This is a genomic window from Caballeronia sp. KNU42, from assembly GCF_053760385.1.
The window spans coordinates 90,301-105,996 of sequence record NZ_CM132389.1; the positions used below are offsets into that span (position 1 = coordinate 90,301).

General features: G+C 60.6%; 12 protein-coding genes. 3 read left to right on the forward strand and 9 right to left on the reverse strand.

What is annotated here, in order from left to right; translation table 11 throughout:
• Window positions 1-36: 36 nt before the first annotated feature.
• The 5 genes from ACSOSP_RS19445 to ACSOSP_RS19465 all read right to left on the reverse strand — a co-directional run bounded on the left by ACSOSP_RS19445 (window position 37) and on the right by ACSOSP_RS19465 (window position 6,154).
• The gene (locus ACSOSP_RS19445; RefSeq protein ID WP_455312505.1) at window positions 37-930 is read right to left on the reverse strand and encodes a dihydrodipicolinate synthase family protein; all 894 of its coding nucleotides are present in this window, start codon (window positions 928-930) and stop codon (window positions 37-39) included.
• Between the two features lie 198 nt (window positions 931-1,128).
• Window positions 1,129-1,827, reverse strand: coding sequence for a GntR family transcriptional regulator (locus tag ACSOSP_RS19450; RefSeq protein ID WP_455312506.1), 699 nt, complete (start codon window positions 1,825-1,827; stop codon window positions 1,129-1,131).
• A gap of 148 nt (window positions 1,828-1,975) precedes the next feature.
• A complete protein-coding gene (locus ACSOSP_RS19455; protein ID WP_455312507.1) occupies window positions 1,976-3,499 on the reverse strand; it encodes an efflux transporter outer membrane subunit in 1,524 nt (507 codons plus the stop codon).
• Window positions 3,489-5,027 (reverse strand): DHA2 family efflux MFS transporter permease subunit, encoded by a 1,539-nt coding sequence (locus ACSOSP_RS19460; RefSeq protein WP_455312508.1) that lies wholly within the window; start codon window positions 5,025-5,027, stop codon window positions 3,489-3,491. Before ACSOSP_RS19460 ends, ACSOSP_RS19455 begins: the two co-directional genes overlap by 11 nt.
• A gap of 2 nt (window positions 5,028-5,029) precedes the next feature.
• Entirely contained in the window at window positions 5,030-6,154 is a 1,125-nt protein-coding gene (locus tag ACSOSP_RS19465; RefSeq protein ID WP_455312509.1) for an HlyD family secretion protein, read from the reverse strand.
• Window positions 6,155-6,322: 168 nt separating this feature from the next.
• On the opposite strand from ACSOSP_RS19465, the gene ACSOSP_RS19470 reads away from it, so the two are divergent.
• Window positions 6,323-6,979, forward strand: a complete 657-nt coding sequence (locus ACSOSP_RS19470; protein ID WP_455312510.1) for a TetR/AcrR family transcriptional regulator — start codon at window positions 6,323-6,325, stop codon at window positions 6,977-6,979.
• 57 nt (window positions 6,980-7,036) lie between these two features.
• Here ACSOSP_RS19470 and ACSOSP_RS19475 read toward each other — a convergent pair whose 3' ends face one another.
• Both ACSOSP_RS19475 and ACSOSP_RS19480 read right to left on the reverse strand, forming a co-directional pair.
• Entirely contained in the window at window positions 7,037-8,083 is a 1,047-nt protein-coding gene (locus ACSOSP_RS19475; RefSeq protein ID WP_455313732.1) for a porin, read from the reverse strand.
• A 262-nt stretch (window positions 8,084-8,345) separates the two neighbouring features.
• Entirely contained in the window at window positions 8,346-9,809 is a 1,464-nt protein-coding gene (locus ACSOSP_RS19480; protein ID WP_455312511.1) for a carboxylesterase family protein, read from the reverse strand.
• Between the two features lie 164 nt (window positions 9,810-9,973).
• On the opposite strand from ACSOSP_RS19480, the gene ACSOSP_RS19485 reads away from it, so the two are divergent.
• On the forward strand, window positions 9,974-10,909 hold the full coding sequence (locus ACSOSP_RS19485; RefSeq protein WP_455312512.1) for a LysR substrate-binding domain-containing protein: 936 nt from the start codon (window positions 9,974-9,976) through the stop codon (window positions 10,907-10,909).
• Between the two features lie 146 nt (window positions 10,910-11,055).
• Here ACSOSP_RS19485 and ACSOSP_RS19490 read toward each other — a convergent pair whose 3' ends face one another.
• Window positions 11,056-14,091 (reverse strand): PAS domain-containing sensor histidine kinase, encoded by a 3,036-nt coding sequence (locus ACSOSP_RS19490; RefSeq protein ID WP_455312513.1) that lies wholly within the window; start codon window positions 14,089-14,091, stop codon window positions 11,056-11,058.
• 310 nt (window positions 14,092-14,401) lie between these two features.
• Window positions 14,402-14,704, reverse strand: coding sequence for a hypothetical protein (locus ACSOSP_RS19495; RefSeq protein ID WP_455312514.1), 303 nt, complete (start codon window positions 14,702-14,704; stop codon window positions 14,402-14,404).
• A gap of 378 nt (window positions 14,705-15,082) precedes the next feature.
• Here ACSOSP_RS19495 and ACSOSP_RS19500 point away from each other — a divergent pair, with 378 nt between their 5' ends.
• On the forward strand, window positions 15,083-15,673 hold the full coding sequence (locus ACSOSP_RS19500) for a GntR family transcriptional regulator (RefSeq protein ID WP_455312515.1): 591 nt from the start codon (window positions 15,083-15,085) through the stop codon (window positions 15,671-15,673).
• The last annotated feature ends 23 nt before the right edge of the window (window positions 15,674-15,696 follow it).

A 15,696-nucleotide genomic window follows, 5' to 3' on the forward strand; every position in this document is an offset into this window, starting at 1 on the left:
CCGCACGCAGTCATATCAAACGGTGTCTCAAGGCGATCAGCCCTCTGCTTCCATCGCCGGCGTGACAAGTGCTCGCGGAAGCGAGTCGGCTGCACTTGCAGCGGCTGCAACAAGGGGCGCACGTACCCGGCGCCAACCGTCGTTCCTGTAGCGCGCGGCGAGCCATGCCTTGAGCAGCGGCACGAAATCCATTCCGCCGACTGCCCGCAGGAGTTCCGCAATGACCTCGGAGGATTCGCCCCCGGCACCCTCGTAACACGCTCGAACCTGATGCGGCGCGATATTCGCCAGCCCGCAGATCGAGCCGGCGCCACCGGCCGCGCGTGTCTCCCGAATCGTGTCTTCCGCACCGACGTAGACCTTCAGGCCCGGATGCTTGGCGATCAACCCCAGCGAATGTTCCAGACTCCCGCTGCTGTCCTTGATGCCCTCGATCACTGCGCCATAACGTTGGCGTAACGCGGCAATTGCCTCGTCGCTAAAGCCGACGCCGGCCACCTGAGGGATGTGGTAGAGGATGACCCGCAGTTGCGGATCGCCGACCGCGTCGATCACCGACCCGATCGCATCGACAATGCCGGCACTGCTGACGCCCTTGAAGAAGAAGGGCGGCAGGAGCAGCACGCGCCGGCAGCCCTGCGCGCACGCGTGTCGCGTCAGTTGGACTGTGTCGCCGAGCGCCGCAGCACCGGTTGCAACGATCATCTGGCTGGATTCCACGCCACGCGCAAGCAGTGCTTCCAGTGTCCCGCTACGCTCAGCTACCGTGAACGACGGGCCCTCCCCCGTCGTGCCAAACAGGGCGATCCCGTTCATCCCGCTTCGCAGGAGCGCTATCGAATGCTCCGCCAGCAATGGCAGATCCACGCGATTCGCCGCGTCGAGCGGCGTTGCGACGGCCGCAAAGACCCCTTGTCCCTCGGAAGGCATAGTCCGTTCTCTCAGTCATGCGCCATGGCGGCGCGAGATCCGCCCGCCTGTTCGTCATGACGCGGGCGGGGACCAATTACACACCAAACTGTGACTGACATGTTAGTTGAGAACTGGGAGGACGTCAAAGAGGAGTTTTGAAGTCAAGCTCCGGGCGCGGCTGTCAGCCCGGATCCTGCAAGCGCGCCTAAGCGTGTCTCACACGCCGAAGGTCCCCATCGTGCGTTGCCGTGCATTCGCAATATGCGTGCTGAGCAGGTCGACCGCTTTTTGCGCATCGCGCTCCTTGAGCGCCGCAATGAGTTCGAGGTGCTCGTACATGGTCGGAAGCACTACGGCAGGGTTCAAGACCACATGTTCGAGCCGGATCAGCCGAATGCGCAGGCTGTTGACCCGATAGATATTCGAAATGATCTCGTTGTCCATGGCGTCGATCATCATGTCGTGCAGCCCCCAGTCGACTGTCTGCGCGTCAACGAGCAGCCGGCTGTCGATCTTCTTTGCCGACGCGCGCCGGACAATGTCCTTGTGCGCCCGTTCGATCTTCTCCAGATCGGCGTCCGATGCACTGCGAGCGAAATTGGCGACAGCCTCCCGTTCGAGCACGAGCCGCACCTGGAAGGCGTTGCGGATCAGCCGCAGGTCGACATGGCACACCTGCAGGCCACGATTCGGTACCGTCTTGATCAGCCCTTCGGCCTCCAGGCGCGGCACCATTTCGCGGATCGCACCGAGCGGCATATCCGTCAACGACATCAATTCGCGCTGAGACACGAATTGCCCGGGACGGATATTGGCGTTCAGGATTTGCTGCGTGAAATTTTCATACGCGACGAGACGAAGCGATTTGCCTTGGCGATCATCAAGCTCAGTCACTTCCGGGGGCGACGTATTCATGGCCAATCTCAAGTACCTGCTGATTACATGGCAACATGTTAGCACGCACGGTTTTATGCCGCGAAGCGACGGCCGTGCTGTTGCGGCGCCATGTTTTATGGCGCCGCAACAGCACGGCGGCGATACGCCGATCCCGGCTCACTGCGGCTCATGTGGCGGGATTCGCGGACTCCGCATCCCATCCGCCGCCCAGCGCCTTGTACAACGCGACCAGGTTCGTCGATACCGTCGCGGTGCTGTCGACCCATTGCTGTTCGTTCGTCAGCAAGGTTTTTTGCGCCGTCAATACATCGAGGTAATTCGACAAGCCGCGGATATAGCGCTGGTTTGCAATTTCCAACGCGCGTCTTGACGCCTGCACGCTTGCGTCCAACCGGTCCCGGCGACGCTGTTCGGCTGTAAAACCTGTCAGCGCGTCATCGACTTCCTGGAACGCCGAGAGCACCGTCTTGCGGTACGTGATCGCCGCCTCCTGCTGCTGCGCCTCCCTCAACGCGAGGGTGGAGCGCAGGCGCCCGCCCTCGAAAATGGGAATCGAAAGGCTCGGCCCCGCGCTATAGCTGCGCGCGCCCCAACTGCCGAGATTCGTGAACTGCGTCGCCTGAATGGCGACGCTTCCCGACAGCGTGATCTTCGGGAAAAAATCCGCCTTCGCCGCGCCGATGTTCGCCGTCGCCGCATGAAGCTGCGCTTCCGCTTCGCGGATATCCGGCCTGCGCCTCGCGAGTTCCGATGAAAGCCCGATCGGCACGCGTGGCGGCACCACGGGCGCGTCCGGTGTTTCCTTCAGCTTCTCCGCGAGCGTTCGCGGATACTCGCCAAGCAAGACCCCGATCGCGTTGATCAGCTTCGCCTCCTGCTGCTCTTCCTGCGGAATATCCGCCGCGTTCGACTCGGCCTGGCTTTGCGCATTGGCGACATCGAGATCGGTAGCGAGTCCATGCTTCGCGCGTTCGTTCGTCAGCTGCACGGTACGCTCGGCGAACGCGAGATTTTCCTTCGTAATCCGTAGTTTCTGCTGCGTTCCGCGCAGGTTCAGATAGTCGCGGGCGACTTCGGCCGCCGTCGACACGATCGCATCATGCCGCGCTTCGTTTTGCGCATCGACGGTGGCGCTCGCGTTTTCCGCCGTGCGCCTCACGCGGCCCCAGAGATCGAGTTCCCACGATGCATCGAAGCCGTATTGATACAGGTTGAATGGCGGCAATGCGCTCGATGTCGCGCTTTGCGTCGGTATCCCGCCCTGTCGTCCGCCCAGCCCGTTGGTATCGGTGGCTGACGGTGACCCGCTGCCCCCGAGCAGGCCGATGACGCCATCGGCGCTCTGAAGCTCACGCGTGTAGGAGGCGTTGCCGTTCAACGTAGGGAGCTCGTCCGCTTTCGCTTGCCCGAACTGCGCGCGGGACTCGGCAATCCGCGCGGCTGCGATCTTGAGATCGAGATTGCTGTCCATGGCGCGCGTGACCAGCTCGGTCAAAAGCGGATCCCCGAAGCTGTTCCACCATAGCGGATCAACGGGCTCAGGCACCGCGACCGAACGAACTACATCGGTAGTCGCGGGGGCGTCAGGCCATTGCGCCGGCGTCTGCAATGCGGGACGCTGGAAGTCGGGTCCCATCGTGCAGGCGGACAGGAAGGCTACAAACGGAATCCATCGATAATCAATGCGCATTGACCTGTGCCCCCTTTGGCAGCTTCGGCAACAACAAACAAATGGGAGCCAGCACGAGCGAGATCACGCCCAGCATGATGAAGACGTCGAGGTAACTCATGACCGACGCCTGCTGCTCGACCGTCCCGGCGATCGATCCAAGCGAGCTGACAAAGCCGTTATACGGCGTGATGTGCTCGGCGAGCCTTGCATGGTGAAACTGTTCCCGCCACGCGAGCTGCGTCGTCACCAGCGACACGCCGAAACTGCCACCGAGATTGCGCATCATGTTGATCAGCGCTGACGCATTGTTGTTCTCTTTCGGCGGGATGCCGATGAACTGCACCGTCGAAAGCGGAATGAAGAGGAACGGCAGCCAGATGACCTGGTAGAGCCGCGACAGCGATACATCCCAGAAGCCGATGTTCAGGTCGAGTCCCGAGGTATGCAGCAGCGCGAATCCGGTGCCGGCGAGCGACATCATGACGAGCCATTTAGGCTGGAACAGGCGCCCGGTCACAATGCCCGCTATCGGCATGATGAACAGCGTGACGAGGCCGCCCAGACCCAGCGTCAGGCCCGCGTTGGTGGCGTCATAGCCCAGCAGTTCCTGCGTAAATTGCGGCAGCATCTGCGTCGTGCTGTTGATGATGAAGCCGAACGCAAACATCACGCTGCAACTGATGGCGAAAGCGCGTGACTTGAAAAGCCGCAGGTTCACGATCGGCTGCTCGGTGGTCAGTTCGCGAATCACCAGCGCGATGAGCGATACGCACGCGATCGCCGTGAACCAGCAGATGAAATTCGATGAGAACCCGTCCTCGCGCTCGAACTTGTCGAGCACGATCTGCAGGCTGCCGAAACCGGCCGCCACGAGAAAGAAACCCAGGTAGTCGATCCGCAGGCCTTTATCGAGCAGTTGCTTGCGTTCCTGCTGCACCAGCTTGCTGTCGCTCACGAACATCCACGTCAGCACCAGCGACACTATGCCGACGGGCAGGTTGATCAGGAACACCCAGTGCCATGAATAGTTTTCGGTGATCCAGCCGCCCAGCATCGGTCCGATAGCAGGCGCCGTGACGACCGTGAAGCCGTACAGCGCGAACGCCATCGCACGTTTTTCGGGCGTGAAGGTATCGGCGAAGATGCTTTGCTCCACAGGCGCCAGCCCGCCGCCGCCCAGGCCCTGGAGCACACGAAAGACGATCATCATCGGCAGCGTCGTCGCGAATCCGCATGCCACCGAACTGATCGTGAACAGCAGCACGCAAATCATGTAGAAGCGCTTGCGGCCGATCACGTTCGCGAGCCATCCGCTGATCGGCAGGACGATCGCGTTGCTCACGAGATAGCTCGTCGTGATGTAGGTGCTCTGGTCGAGGCTCGCGCCAAGGCCGCCGGCAATATGCCGGAGCGCCACGTTGGCGATGGTGGTGTCGAGCACTTCCATGAAGGTCGCGATCGACACGATGACCGCGATCAGCCACGGGTTGAACGGCCCCGCCGCCGACCTCGGCAATGCGGCGTGACCTGCATAGGTAGCGGCCATGGTTATCGCACCGTCACACGCGGGCTGACCGAGAGGCCGGGCGCGAGCGGCAGATGGCGCCAGTCGTCGCCGTCGAAAACGATCTTGACAGGCAGGCGCTGCACGACCTTCACGTAGTTACCTGTCGCGTTTTCCGCGGGCAGGCTGCTGAAGACGGACCCGGTCCCGCGCTGCAGGCTCTGCACGTGCGCATGAAGGACCTTGTCCGGATACGCATCGACAGTGACATCAACCGGTTGTCCCACATTCATGTGAACGAGCTGCGTTTCCTTGAAGTTCGCGGTAACCCACATCTCGTCGGGAACGACTGCAACCAGCGCCTGCCCGGGCGTGACGTAGTTGCCGAGGTTCACGGTGCGGCGCGTCACCTTGCCCGCTTGCGGCGCGAGCACTTCCGTGTAGCTCAGTTGCAGCTTTGCATTGTCGACATCGGCATGGTTCTGGCGCACCGACGCCTGCGCGGCGTCGATCTTCGTTTTCTGCGACTCAACCTGTGCCTCGCCGGCCTGGACCGCCTGTTTGGCGCTGTCGAGCTTGGCGAACGCGCTCTTGGTCGTCGCCTGGCTTTGTTCGAGCTGCTGGCGCGTGATGGCGGCGGGATCGGTTCCCGTGAACCGGGCCAGATCCTGTTTTGCCTGCGTCAGGTCTGCTTCCGCGACCCGCACTTGCGCGGCCTGCTGCGCCAGGTTTGCCGTCTGGTAAAGCAGGTCGGCGCGCGCCTGCGCGACTTGCGCGACCGCATTCGCTTCCTGCGCTTCGGCTTGTTCGAGCTTGACTTCAAAGTCGCGCCGGTCGATGCGCAGCAGCGGCTGGTCTTTCTCGACGTGCTGGTTATCGGCGACCAGCAGTTCGACGACACGCCCGCTCACCTGCGACGCGATCTGGCTCTGATTACTATCGATGAATGCGTCGTCGGTGCTTTCATAATGCCTGCCATGCAGCCAGTACCCCACGCCCGCAGCCACGCAGACCAGCAGCACCGCCCCGCCGATGATCGCGTTCAGGCGCTTGCGCCGCGGGTCCATCGGCTGGGCGTCCTGTTCCTGCGCTTCGCCCGTTTCCGCGCGATCGCCATCGGCTTTGATTCCGCCGGAGGGCGTGCTGTTTTCGCTTTCACTTCCGGCCATTGCACTCTCCAAAATAATATTGAGATGTATTCTACAATAGAACGGAACGGTATCGTTCTATTAAAAAAGCCTGCGATAATCCGGCCTTGAAATCTCGTGCAAGGAGCAGTTGTGGGACGTATTCCGAAAGGTGTTGATGGAGACGCGGCGTCCTGCCCGATCAGGTCGATGTTTTCACGCAAGAAAGGGCGGCCGTCGAACGCGATGGCGGGAGACGTCGAGGAGCGGATTCTCGACGCCGCCACGGCCATGTTCCTTCAGGACGGCTTTGGCGGGACGTCGCTCGAACGCATTGCCGAGGCGGCGGGCGCCGGCAAAGCGACGCTCTACAGCCGGTACAGCGGCAAGGAGGCGCTATTTTCGGAGGTGGTCAAACGGACCTGCGAACGCAGCCTGCATCTCATGTTTGAAGCGCCTCAAACGGTGGCGCTTGCGCCACGACTGGTCTCGGTGACGCAGACGCTTGTCACGAGATTGCTCAGCGACGAGGTAATCGGACTGATCAGACTGGTGGTTGCGGATGCGCCGCGGTTTCCGACGCTGGCGAAACTGACGAGCGACGCCGGCAGGTCGCGCGCCATAGAAGCCGTGGCGACGATGATCGCCGAGCACTCCGGGCGCACGCTCGATCCGCAGGCGCGCGCGCAAGCCAAGCGGCATTCGCGCGCCCTTGCAACCCAGATCCTCGACGCGATCGTCTCGCCGATGCTCATGAGAGCCTTGATGGGCGAAAATCTTGATGAGGTCCGCGGCGACATCCGCTCGCATGTGAAGCAGACGATCGCTCTCTTCGTGGCGGCCAATGCACTGGACGCCTTCCTGTAAGCGTCGCGAGCGTGGAGCAGTGCCGTCCACTCGACTCGCGAACGCCTGATACGTTGACTAGAAAAGATGCGCGATGCTGATTCCGACCATCGTTTGAGCGTCGGAACCCGATGGGCTCGTTGCGGTCGAGTTGATGCGAGCGAGCGCGCCCTTGCCCGATGCCTTCTGCCAGACATAGGTTCCGTACACCGACGTACGCTTCGAGAGACGGTAAGTCAACGTAGCATCGGCCTGGTTTGCGTGGACGCTATCGAGCACGTGATTTCCGCCCATATAGGTATAGGTCGTGGCGATATTCCAGAACGGGGTGATGTCGTAACTCACGGTTGCATCGATGGCGTCAATCTGCGCTCCAGTTCCTGTATTGCGTGAGATCGTCCCGAGCACCGACAATTCAACCATCGCCAACAGATACTTGCCGCCTACGCCGATGTTCCGGATGCCAGCATTACCGTTGTCGATCGTGGGCGGCTTCGCCATGGTATACGCGGCACCCACGCCGCCCGAACCGAACTCATAGTTGACGGTGAAACTCGATGAGCTGGAATTCCCGAATTGACCGGCAACGCCACCAAAGCCGTACATGGCTCCGAAAGTCACCCCGCTAAAATTCGCGCTCCTGAACTTGACCGCATTGTTGACGGCCTCCCCGTTGAGCCGGTCAAAGTCGTAAGAACCGCCGACCACGTAGGGTACGCCGAAGGTCGGAAACGGGCCCTGGTGAGCACCCCAGAGGCCCTGTCTAAAACCGCCCGCGTAGCCATGTATTGACATGTCGAACATGAAATCGCGCTGCTGACCAAAGGTCAGGGTGCCATATTGATTCGACAAGCCGACATATGATTCCCGGGAGAACAAGCTACCGGGCGCACCAAGGACCGTTCCCGTACTCATCGAAAAGAGACTCCCCAGATAGAAGAGAGCCTGCAGACCACCACCCAGGTCTTCCTTGCCCTGCAATGAAAACGAGTTTGGACGCGATACACCATTGGTCTCAGACACGACTGAGTGCCCTCCGACGTTGCTCGTGTACCCGACGCCAGCGCCCAGAAAACCCGATATATAAACACTGCTTTGCGCGAATGCCCCGGAAGAGCATCCCATTAGCACAAGGCCTACGCCACTCAACAACTTCACGTCTTTTCCAATTCCCACGCCAATCTCCTTGCCGTTCCAGTCGTTTATGTTTAGTGCTCTTGCTCTCGATCTCCGCCCGAGGTTGACCCGGTCGGCCTATGAATTCCCAGAAAAAATCGATCGATCTCTTGAGAAAAATTGTGGGCTCTTAAAGCGCCAATCTTTATTTAGTAATACATATTTATGTGTTGAACTGGAAATATCGATCATCGCGCGTTCTCCGTTCTCGCTAAGCTCCGCTCTCCGTACCGCTCGCAACGGCCTCAATCACATCAGCGAAGCGCATGGTCCGCCGCCCCTGCGAGTGGTCATGGACTGGCCAATGCGCCAACTGCGCGCCATTCGGATCGCCCGACTCGACAAAATTCAGCACGTATTCCCGAATGCAAGCCGAGAGCGAGCGAGCAACCGCGAGGTTGATCCCGTCCAGCATCGGCGCGTCAACCCAGTCGTCGAAGTTGCCGAATACGAACGGAAGCTCGAAGCAATGACCTGCGCCCACCTCCGGCTGAAGCGACTGGAAGTCGAACTGATACGCAAAGACCTTGCTTCCAGCCGATTCCATCTCGGTAGCGAACTTGATTGCCGGCACCCTGAACAGTTTGTCCGAACCCAGATCGACGAGGGTCGTGTACGGTCGGCCATTGAGCCGGCGCTTGAGTGCCCGCTTGTAGAACGACTTGCCTTGCTCGCCGAATGCTTCGCTATATTTCTTCAGCGCCTGCTCTTCGGTCGCGCCGACCATTGCGGCGTTACTCGCGAGGAAGCTGCCCATTTCCTCCCGGGTCCAGCCGATCATCAGCGGCTTGCCGGCAAAATTCTTACGAGCCTGCGTACCCGGGTTCGCTGGAACCTCGTTATCGCAAACGGTCCGGAACAGCACGGGCACCTCGGCGAACGCGCTTTGCGCGCGCAACATGGCGGTCTGCAATTCCAATATGCGTTCTACGGGCATCGTCAGCAGCGCGTCGCCGGACGGATCGATCCCCGCCATCGCACAAGACTGCTCGGCCATCGTCTGAGCGGCTTCGGGTGTCATTGGCAGAAGGCCCGGATAGCTGAGCATGATGCCGCCTTTGACCAGCGCACTCGTCGGCTTCATTGCAGCGAGCAGCTGCGTGAACCAGGCGCCCGCGGATTGTCCGGCCAACACGATTGATTCCGGATCTCCACCAAACCCGCCAATATTCGATTTGACCCACTGCAAGGCCATCTCCAGATCGCGGACGGCAAGGTTGCCTGGCGAGATCCCCTTCATGAAGAGATTGCCGAGCAGGCCAAGCCGATAGTTCATGGTCACCACAACGGCGCGCCCGCTTCTCGCGAGCTCGTCGCCGAAGTAGCACTGCAGCGAGCCTCCACCCGTCAGGAAGCCGCCCCCGTGAATCCAGAAGATGACCGGGAGTTTGCCGGAAAGTGCGGGTGTGAAGACGTTCAGACGAAAGGCGTCCTCCGACATTTGCGCGTGTTTGGCCGTTGGTCCCATCACAAAGTCGAGGCGGCTTGGCAACTGCGGAAAGACAGGTCCAGGGCGTGTGCAGTCACGCTCGCCGGGCCATGTGGACGGCGCGAGCGGAGGCGAGAATCGACCCGCGTCGGCCGCGTAGGGAATATCGAAGAATGTGTGGACTCCGTCGTCCAGCACGCCCTTGAGAACACCTTGCGCGCAATGTGTGCTGCTTGTTTTCGTCATTGATCTGTCTCGCTTGTCTTCATATAGCTGCGCGGGCACGTTGCGAACGAGTTTCGCGCGGGGGTATGCTGTCGTGCGTCGGTAGCGATGTTCATGCAGTTGCCGCGGAAACAAAACGGAAAATTTCGCTACTCCCCTTGAAGAAAATTCATGAGCCATCGACTATGAGTTCCTTGCAGCAGCGCCTGAAGCTTCGCCATATTTCGGTGGTGCTCGAAATAGCACGATGCGGGAGTCTGCAGAAGGCGGCGGAGGCGCTCATGGTGAGTCACTCGGCCATATCGAAGGCGCTGGCGGAGGTTGAAGCAATCACGGGCGCACAGCTGTTCGAACGCACGTCATCAGGAATGCGTCCGACCATGCTCGGAGAAGCCCTGGTGCGTCATGGCTACCTGATCGCCAGTGACGTGCAACGGGCCGAAGCGGAACTCGACGCGCTGCGCGTCGGCGACATGGGAACACTGTCGATCGGCGTATTCTTCCCGCTGAACTGGTGGGAAGTCCTGGCCGATTGCGTCGCCCAATTCCGGACGAGATCGCCCAGGATACGGCTGGGCGTTCGTGAGGATTCGATGGAAGCGCTGCTTGAGCGTCTTGATCAGGATCTTGTTGATATTGTCATCGGGCGTCTCGCGAGTGGTTTTGGCGGTGACCAGTACTCGCAAGAACTCCTTCGCGACGACCATCCACTGTTTGTCGCCCGGCAGGGACACCCGCTTACGCAGAAACCGGTCACGCTTGAAGACCTGCTGGGGTTTCCGTGGGTCTTACCCGAACAACCCAATATCATCAGACAGCAACTGGAGTTCGCCGTGCGCGACATGGGCCTGCGCTTTGGAGCGGATGTCATGTCCTCGCAGGTTTCGCCCTTGACGTTTCGGCTCGCGAGCAAGAGCGACACGCTAGTGCTCGCATCGCAATGCATTGCGCAAGAGTTGCACGTCCTGTATCGACTGCAACCCGTGCTCTGTGACTTGCCGCTTCATCTCGGCCCGCTCGTCGCTGTCACGCGCAGCGACAAGCCGCTCAGTAAGGCGGCATCCACATTCTTACAGCAGCTGAAAGACACGATCAATGTACGCGGTCCCGCACGGGAATGACGCGCATGGTCGTGGAGACGTCCCGGGAGCACGCGGTACGCGATGGCGTAGTTCCGCTCAGCATGACGGACTCGGCCCTATAAGAAGTGAAATCGACCGATGGTAATAAGGTATCCGAAGCGACGACCGCCGCGGGGTGCTTGGCGTCAGACACCCGAACCAAACGGCACGCGCACCTTGATAGAAGTGCCATGCCCCGGCGAACTGGCGACGTCGAGCGCGCCACCGAGCATCAACACACGTTCCTTCATACCCGCCAACCCAAACGACTTCCTGGGGATCGCCACGGGATCAAATCCGCGGCCGTCATCGCGCACTTCCAGCAAACAATCCTCTCCCGTCTGCCCCAGCGTAATGAACACCTCGTGCGCATCGGCATGGCGCGTCACATTGGTAAGCGCCTCCTGGACGATCCGGAAGATCGCGACAGCCCGCTCCTCTGCCAGCTCCGGACTTTCATCCGACACGCTCAGGCGGCAGGTCGTCTGGCCATGCTGCGAAAATTCGGCAGCCAGCCACTCGAGCGCCGCGGCGATACCCGCGTCGAGCACCGCGGGACGCAGCGCGGTCACGACGTTGCGTAGCACCTGCATCGTTTTGTCGGACAGGAGCAGTATTCTCTGGACATGCTCGCCGAGGTCCGGATTGTCATGGCCGAAGCGCAGGCGCAGGGTCGAGACGCCCATGCGAAGCGCGGTCAGGTGCTGGCCGAGTTCGTCGTGCATCTCGCGGGCGATACGCTTGCGCTCTTCCTCGCGAGCGGTTTCGCGCCGTGAGGTGAGTTCACGCAGCAACTCATAAGATTCGCGCAAGCGCTGCTCGGCTTCCTTGCGCTCGGTGATATCGCGCCAGATAGTCAGCACACTCTGCACTCCCCCATCCGCGTTGTACTCGGGCACAGCATGGGCATACCAGCACCTGGCCTCGCCGTGCCGGGTCCAGCTCACTTCGAATTTGGCCGCGACGCCGCTTTCCATGATCTCCTTGAGTTGCAACCCAACCCGCCGGTTTACTTCGTCCGCCGCACCCAATACGTCCGTAGGTTCACCTAAAAGCTGCTCGACCGTCGCGCCGGTCACGCGCACGAATTCCGGATTGACGTACGTACGGCGGCAGCTCCGGTCGTACCGGACAATTGCATCCGGCGCATTTTCCGCAAGCGTGCGAAAGGCCCGTTCGCTGTCGCGCAATGCCACTTCGGTCGTTCTCAGTCTGGTGATGTCGCGCCCAATGCCCAGCACGCTGACGACCTTGCCTTCGGCGTCCTTCTCCGGAACGTGCCGCGCCTCGAGCATGCGGACGCCCTCGACGGTTTGCCATCGCGTTTCATCTTCGTTCGATTGCCCCTCCAAAAACGCCCGCTGGATACCCTGCTCAATACGCTCGGTTTGCTTCGCGTCATCGGTAGGCAGCTCGCTTGGCCGCTTGCCGATCAAAGCCTCCTGCGGCAGGCCGTACCCCTTGGTTATGGCGGGATTGGCATAGAGAAACCGGCCGTCGCGGTCGAAGCGGGCAATGAAATCCGGAAAGTTCTCGGTCAGCGTGCGAAAGAGCTGCTCGCTACGCTTCAATTCGTCGATGTCGCGACAGACGGCGAGCACGCTGGCAACCTTACCGTCGGGCGCAAACTCGGGAACGATCAGCATATGCCCCCAGCGAATCTGGCCTTCGCCACCGCGCAGCCGCACCTCCTCTGTCACTTCGTTGCCGGTTTCAACCACGCGCCGCAACTGGTCCATATAGCGAGCAGCATCGACAAACGACGATAGTTGAGCCGGCGTCGTGCCAAGCAAGTCGCTGGCAGGCAAGCTCATCAGTTGGAGAAGCGCAGGATTCGCATAGACGCGCCGATAGTCGAGATCGTAACGTGCGATGTAATCGGGTGAATGCTCCACAACCGCGCGGAAGGCCTGTTCGCTCGCATAGAGCCGCTGCTCCGCCTCCTTGCGCTCGGTGATGTCGAGTCCCAGCGCAAGCGCGCCCACTATCTCGCCCTGCAACCCGCGCTCAGCGATGATCCGGATGTGATGATGGCGCGCGCCACTGCCAGCATCGGGCACAGTGACTTCGACATGACGCTCCGTGCCGGTTTCAATGACGCCTTCGAGCAACCCCTGATACTGCGCGTACCGGCCATCGGGCTCATGCTCCACCGGTGTCTTGCCCAGCAAATCCTGCAACGGTTTGCGCAGCGTCGCCGCAAGCCCTGAATTGGCGTAGACCAGGCGGCATTGCCGGTCATAGCGGCAGATGACGTCGAGCGTGCTTTCCGCCAGCCGGCGGAACCGGGCTTCGAGTTCCAGTTGGGTCGTCAGCAGCGATTCTGTCCGATGGTGGGCCGTCATGTCCCGTGCAATCCCGACAATCCGGTGAATGCGTCCGGACTCGTCGTGCACGGGGATCAGCGTCAAGTGGTAATGGTGGCGTCCGCCGGGCAGGTCGAGCGTCAGTTCGTTGTCGCAAGCCAAGCCGGATTGAACACATTGCCGGTATTTCCCGCGCAGGACCTCGGCTACCTCTTTCGGCAACGTGTCGTCGATGAATTTGCCAATCAATTCTTCCCTCAGGATACCAAACGATCGTTCTCCCTCAGGGTTGATCTCGAGCGTGCGGAAACGTCCTTCCAACGTTACTTCAAGCAGATAGAGCACATCTGAAACATTGTCGAAGACCTGGCGGTAACGCAGTTCGCTCTCCCGCAGCGCGAGCTTTGCACGCTCGCGCTCGGTGACATCGCGCGCGATCGCCAGGTTGTACTCCTTACCGTCATATTCGAAATGGCTGGCGTTAACCTGGACAGGAAACAGGCTGCCGTCCTTGCGGCGATGGATAGTCTCGATAACGGCCGCTCCCTTCTCGCGCAACGCCGGCCATGCCTCGTCCCATCGATCGGCAGTCCAGTCCGGATCGATATCCGCCACGCTCATCTGCAACAATTCGGCATTGCTGTATCCGAGCGTCCGGCAGGCTTCCTCGTTGACATAGACGAGGCGACCGGCTGCATCGAGCAGATAGGCCGCCTCGCGCACCTGATTGAGCGCAAAACTGGTCAGGTGCAGGAGCTCATTACGCTCGGCCAGCAGCCGTTCCAGATTATCGCGGTCCTGACGCAAAGCAGCATTTTCCCGCTCCAGCTTTTTCAGAATCGCATCTGTAGCGGCGTCGCGTGCGGATTCGTTCATACGTTGCCCACGAAAGTTCTACTCGACACGAAATTGCTCCCTCGACCAGAATTTCAATGCGCGCGCGCCGAGCCGTTGTTTCGCGATTGTCTTGCCGTTGGAGGCGCAAGTCCGGTTCGCACGCGCATTCCGAAGCAGGCACCGCGTGGAGAACCTGATTCGGCAGGCCTGATCACTACAATACGCCGTGGCATACCGGCAAGCCAGTTGAACTGCGTGGTCCACGAGTCAACTTCAAATCGATTCACCGTGAGGGCATCGATACCCCGGCAAGAGAACCTGACCCTGCCCGCGAACAGTGAGTCGTCATCTATCGCGCCTGACGCCTGCGCTTGCCGGCTATCATGCGCAGCAACACCAGGACCATGACTGCGATACCGGTACCGCTAGTCAGCGGAATGAATATCGCCAAAAAGGAATCGTATTTACTGGAGACCGTCCCTACCCAGTATTGCTCGATCAACGCTTCCAGCGTGGCCCCCAAGGAGAGCGGGAACAACACGGCTGCCAGGAGGAGCAACCCCGCAAGCACTGCGCTGACCATACCGCGAGGGGCGACTGTGTCTCGCCTGGATGCTGATGATTGCCCGTTGAGCGGAACTCGAGTGGTCATGGTGATTTCGCCCTATTCGTTTGTGCATTAAGGCACGGTACGGTGTGCACTTCCCCTGGAAACGCCAAAGGCGAAAAAGGCTTCTTTGCAGCGGCCGGAATCACGCAAAATGGCGCTGCGCCATTGGCAGACTAACCGGAATAATATTCGAACTCCATCCTGATCTCCCACTGCAAGAGATTTTCGATGCAGCGCTTCGCCTTTTAGTCAGGCCCGATTCGCCGAACCATTTGCAACCGGTATCGCGAAACGAAGATGATCGATTGATCGCATACAATGCGTATACCGTGCATTTAAAGCGAGCGAGACAACGTGACAGCATCTCCCCTGACAACCCCGGAAAAACTAGGCGAACTGGCCTACCAGGCCCTGCGGCGAATGATCCTCGACAAGGCCTTGCGCAGCGGCGGCCCCGTCGTCGAAGGGCGGCTTGCCGAGGAACTCAACATCTCCCGCACGCCCATGCGCGAAGCGCTGCTGCGGCTTGAAGGCGAGGGTTTGCTGGCCCGCGCGGGCGCCCGCTCCTATTCCGTGCGCTTCGTCGGCGCGCAGGAGTATTTCCAGGCAATGAAGGTCCGCGAACTGCTCGAGGCGGAGGCAATCGGCCTGGCCATCGGCAAGATCGACAAGAAGCAGATCCAGCAACTGATCAAGAAGATCAAGGCGCTGCGCAGCGGCCAGCAGGAGCAGGAACACTGGCAGGTCGACGACCAGGTCCACACCATGATGGCGCACGCGAGCGGCAACGAAGTTCTCGCGCGGATGATCGAAGTCGTGCGCACGAACACCCGGCTGTTCGAACTCTCGACGCCCTTTAACCGCATCGAGGAAGATCGCGCGGAGCATCTCGCGATCCTCGAAGCGTACGCAACGGACAACGCGGATGCCGCACGCAGCGCCGTTCGCGCGCACCTGCAAAACCTGCGCCGTTTCGTGCTCGAGCGCCTGAGTGAAGACAGCGGCACCTGACGCGGACCAGCACCGCACGTTCA

Coding starts and splice junctions, on each gene's coding strand:
- ACSOSP_RS19445 (WP_455312505.1), bottom strand. CDS start 930: ATGCCTTCCGAGGGACAAGGGGTCTTTGCGGCCGTCGCAACGCCGCTC.
- ACSOSP_RS19450 (WP_455312506.1), bottom strand. CDS start 1,827: ATGAATACGTCGCCCCCGGAAGTGACTGAGCTTGATGATCGCCAAGGC.
- ACSOSP_RS19455 (WP_455312507.1), bottom strand. CDS start 3,499: ATGCGCATTGATTATCGATGGATTCCGTTTGTAGCCTTCCTGTCCGCC.
- ACSOSP_RS19460 (WP_455312508.1), bottom strand. CDS start 5,027: ATGGCCGCTACCTATGCAGGTCACGCCGCATTGCCGAGGTCGGCGGCG.
- ACSOSP_RS19465 (WP_455312509.1), bottom strand. CDS start 6,154: ATGGCCGGAAGTGAAAGCGAAAACAGCACGCCCTCCGGCGGAATCAAA.
- ACSOSP_RS19470 (WP_455312510.1), top strand. CDS start 6,323: ATGTTTTCACGCAAGAAAGGGCGGCCGTCGAACGCGATGGCGGGAGAC.
- ACSOSP_RS19475 (WP_455313732.1), bottom strand. CDS start 8,083: ATGGGATGCTCTTCCGGGGCATTCGCGCAAAGCAGTGTTTATATATCG.
- ACSOSP_RS19480 (WP_455312511.1), bottom strand. CDS start 9,809: ATGACGAAAACAAGCAGCACACATTGCGCGCAAGGTGTTCTCAAGGGC.
- ACSOSP_RS19485 (WP_455312512.1), top strand. CDS start 9,974: ATGAGTTCCTTGCAGCAGCGCCTGAAGCTTCGCCATATTTCGGTGGTG.
- ACSOSP_RS19490 (WP_455312513.1), bottom strand. CDS start 14,091: ATGAACGAATCCGCACGCGACGCCGCTACAGATGCGATTCTGAAAAAG.
- ACSOSP_RS19495 (WP_455312514.1), bottom strand. CDS start 14,704: ATGACCACTCGAGTTCCGCTCAACGGGCAATCATCAGCATCCAGGCGA.
- ACSOSP_RS19500 (WP_455312515.1), top strand. CDS start 15,083: ATGATCCTCGACAAGGCCTTGCGCAGCGGCGGCCCCGTCGTCGAAGGG.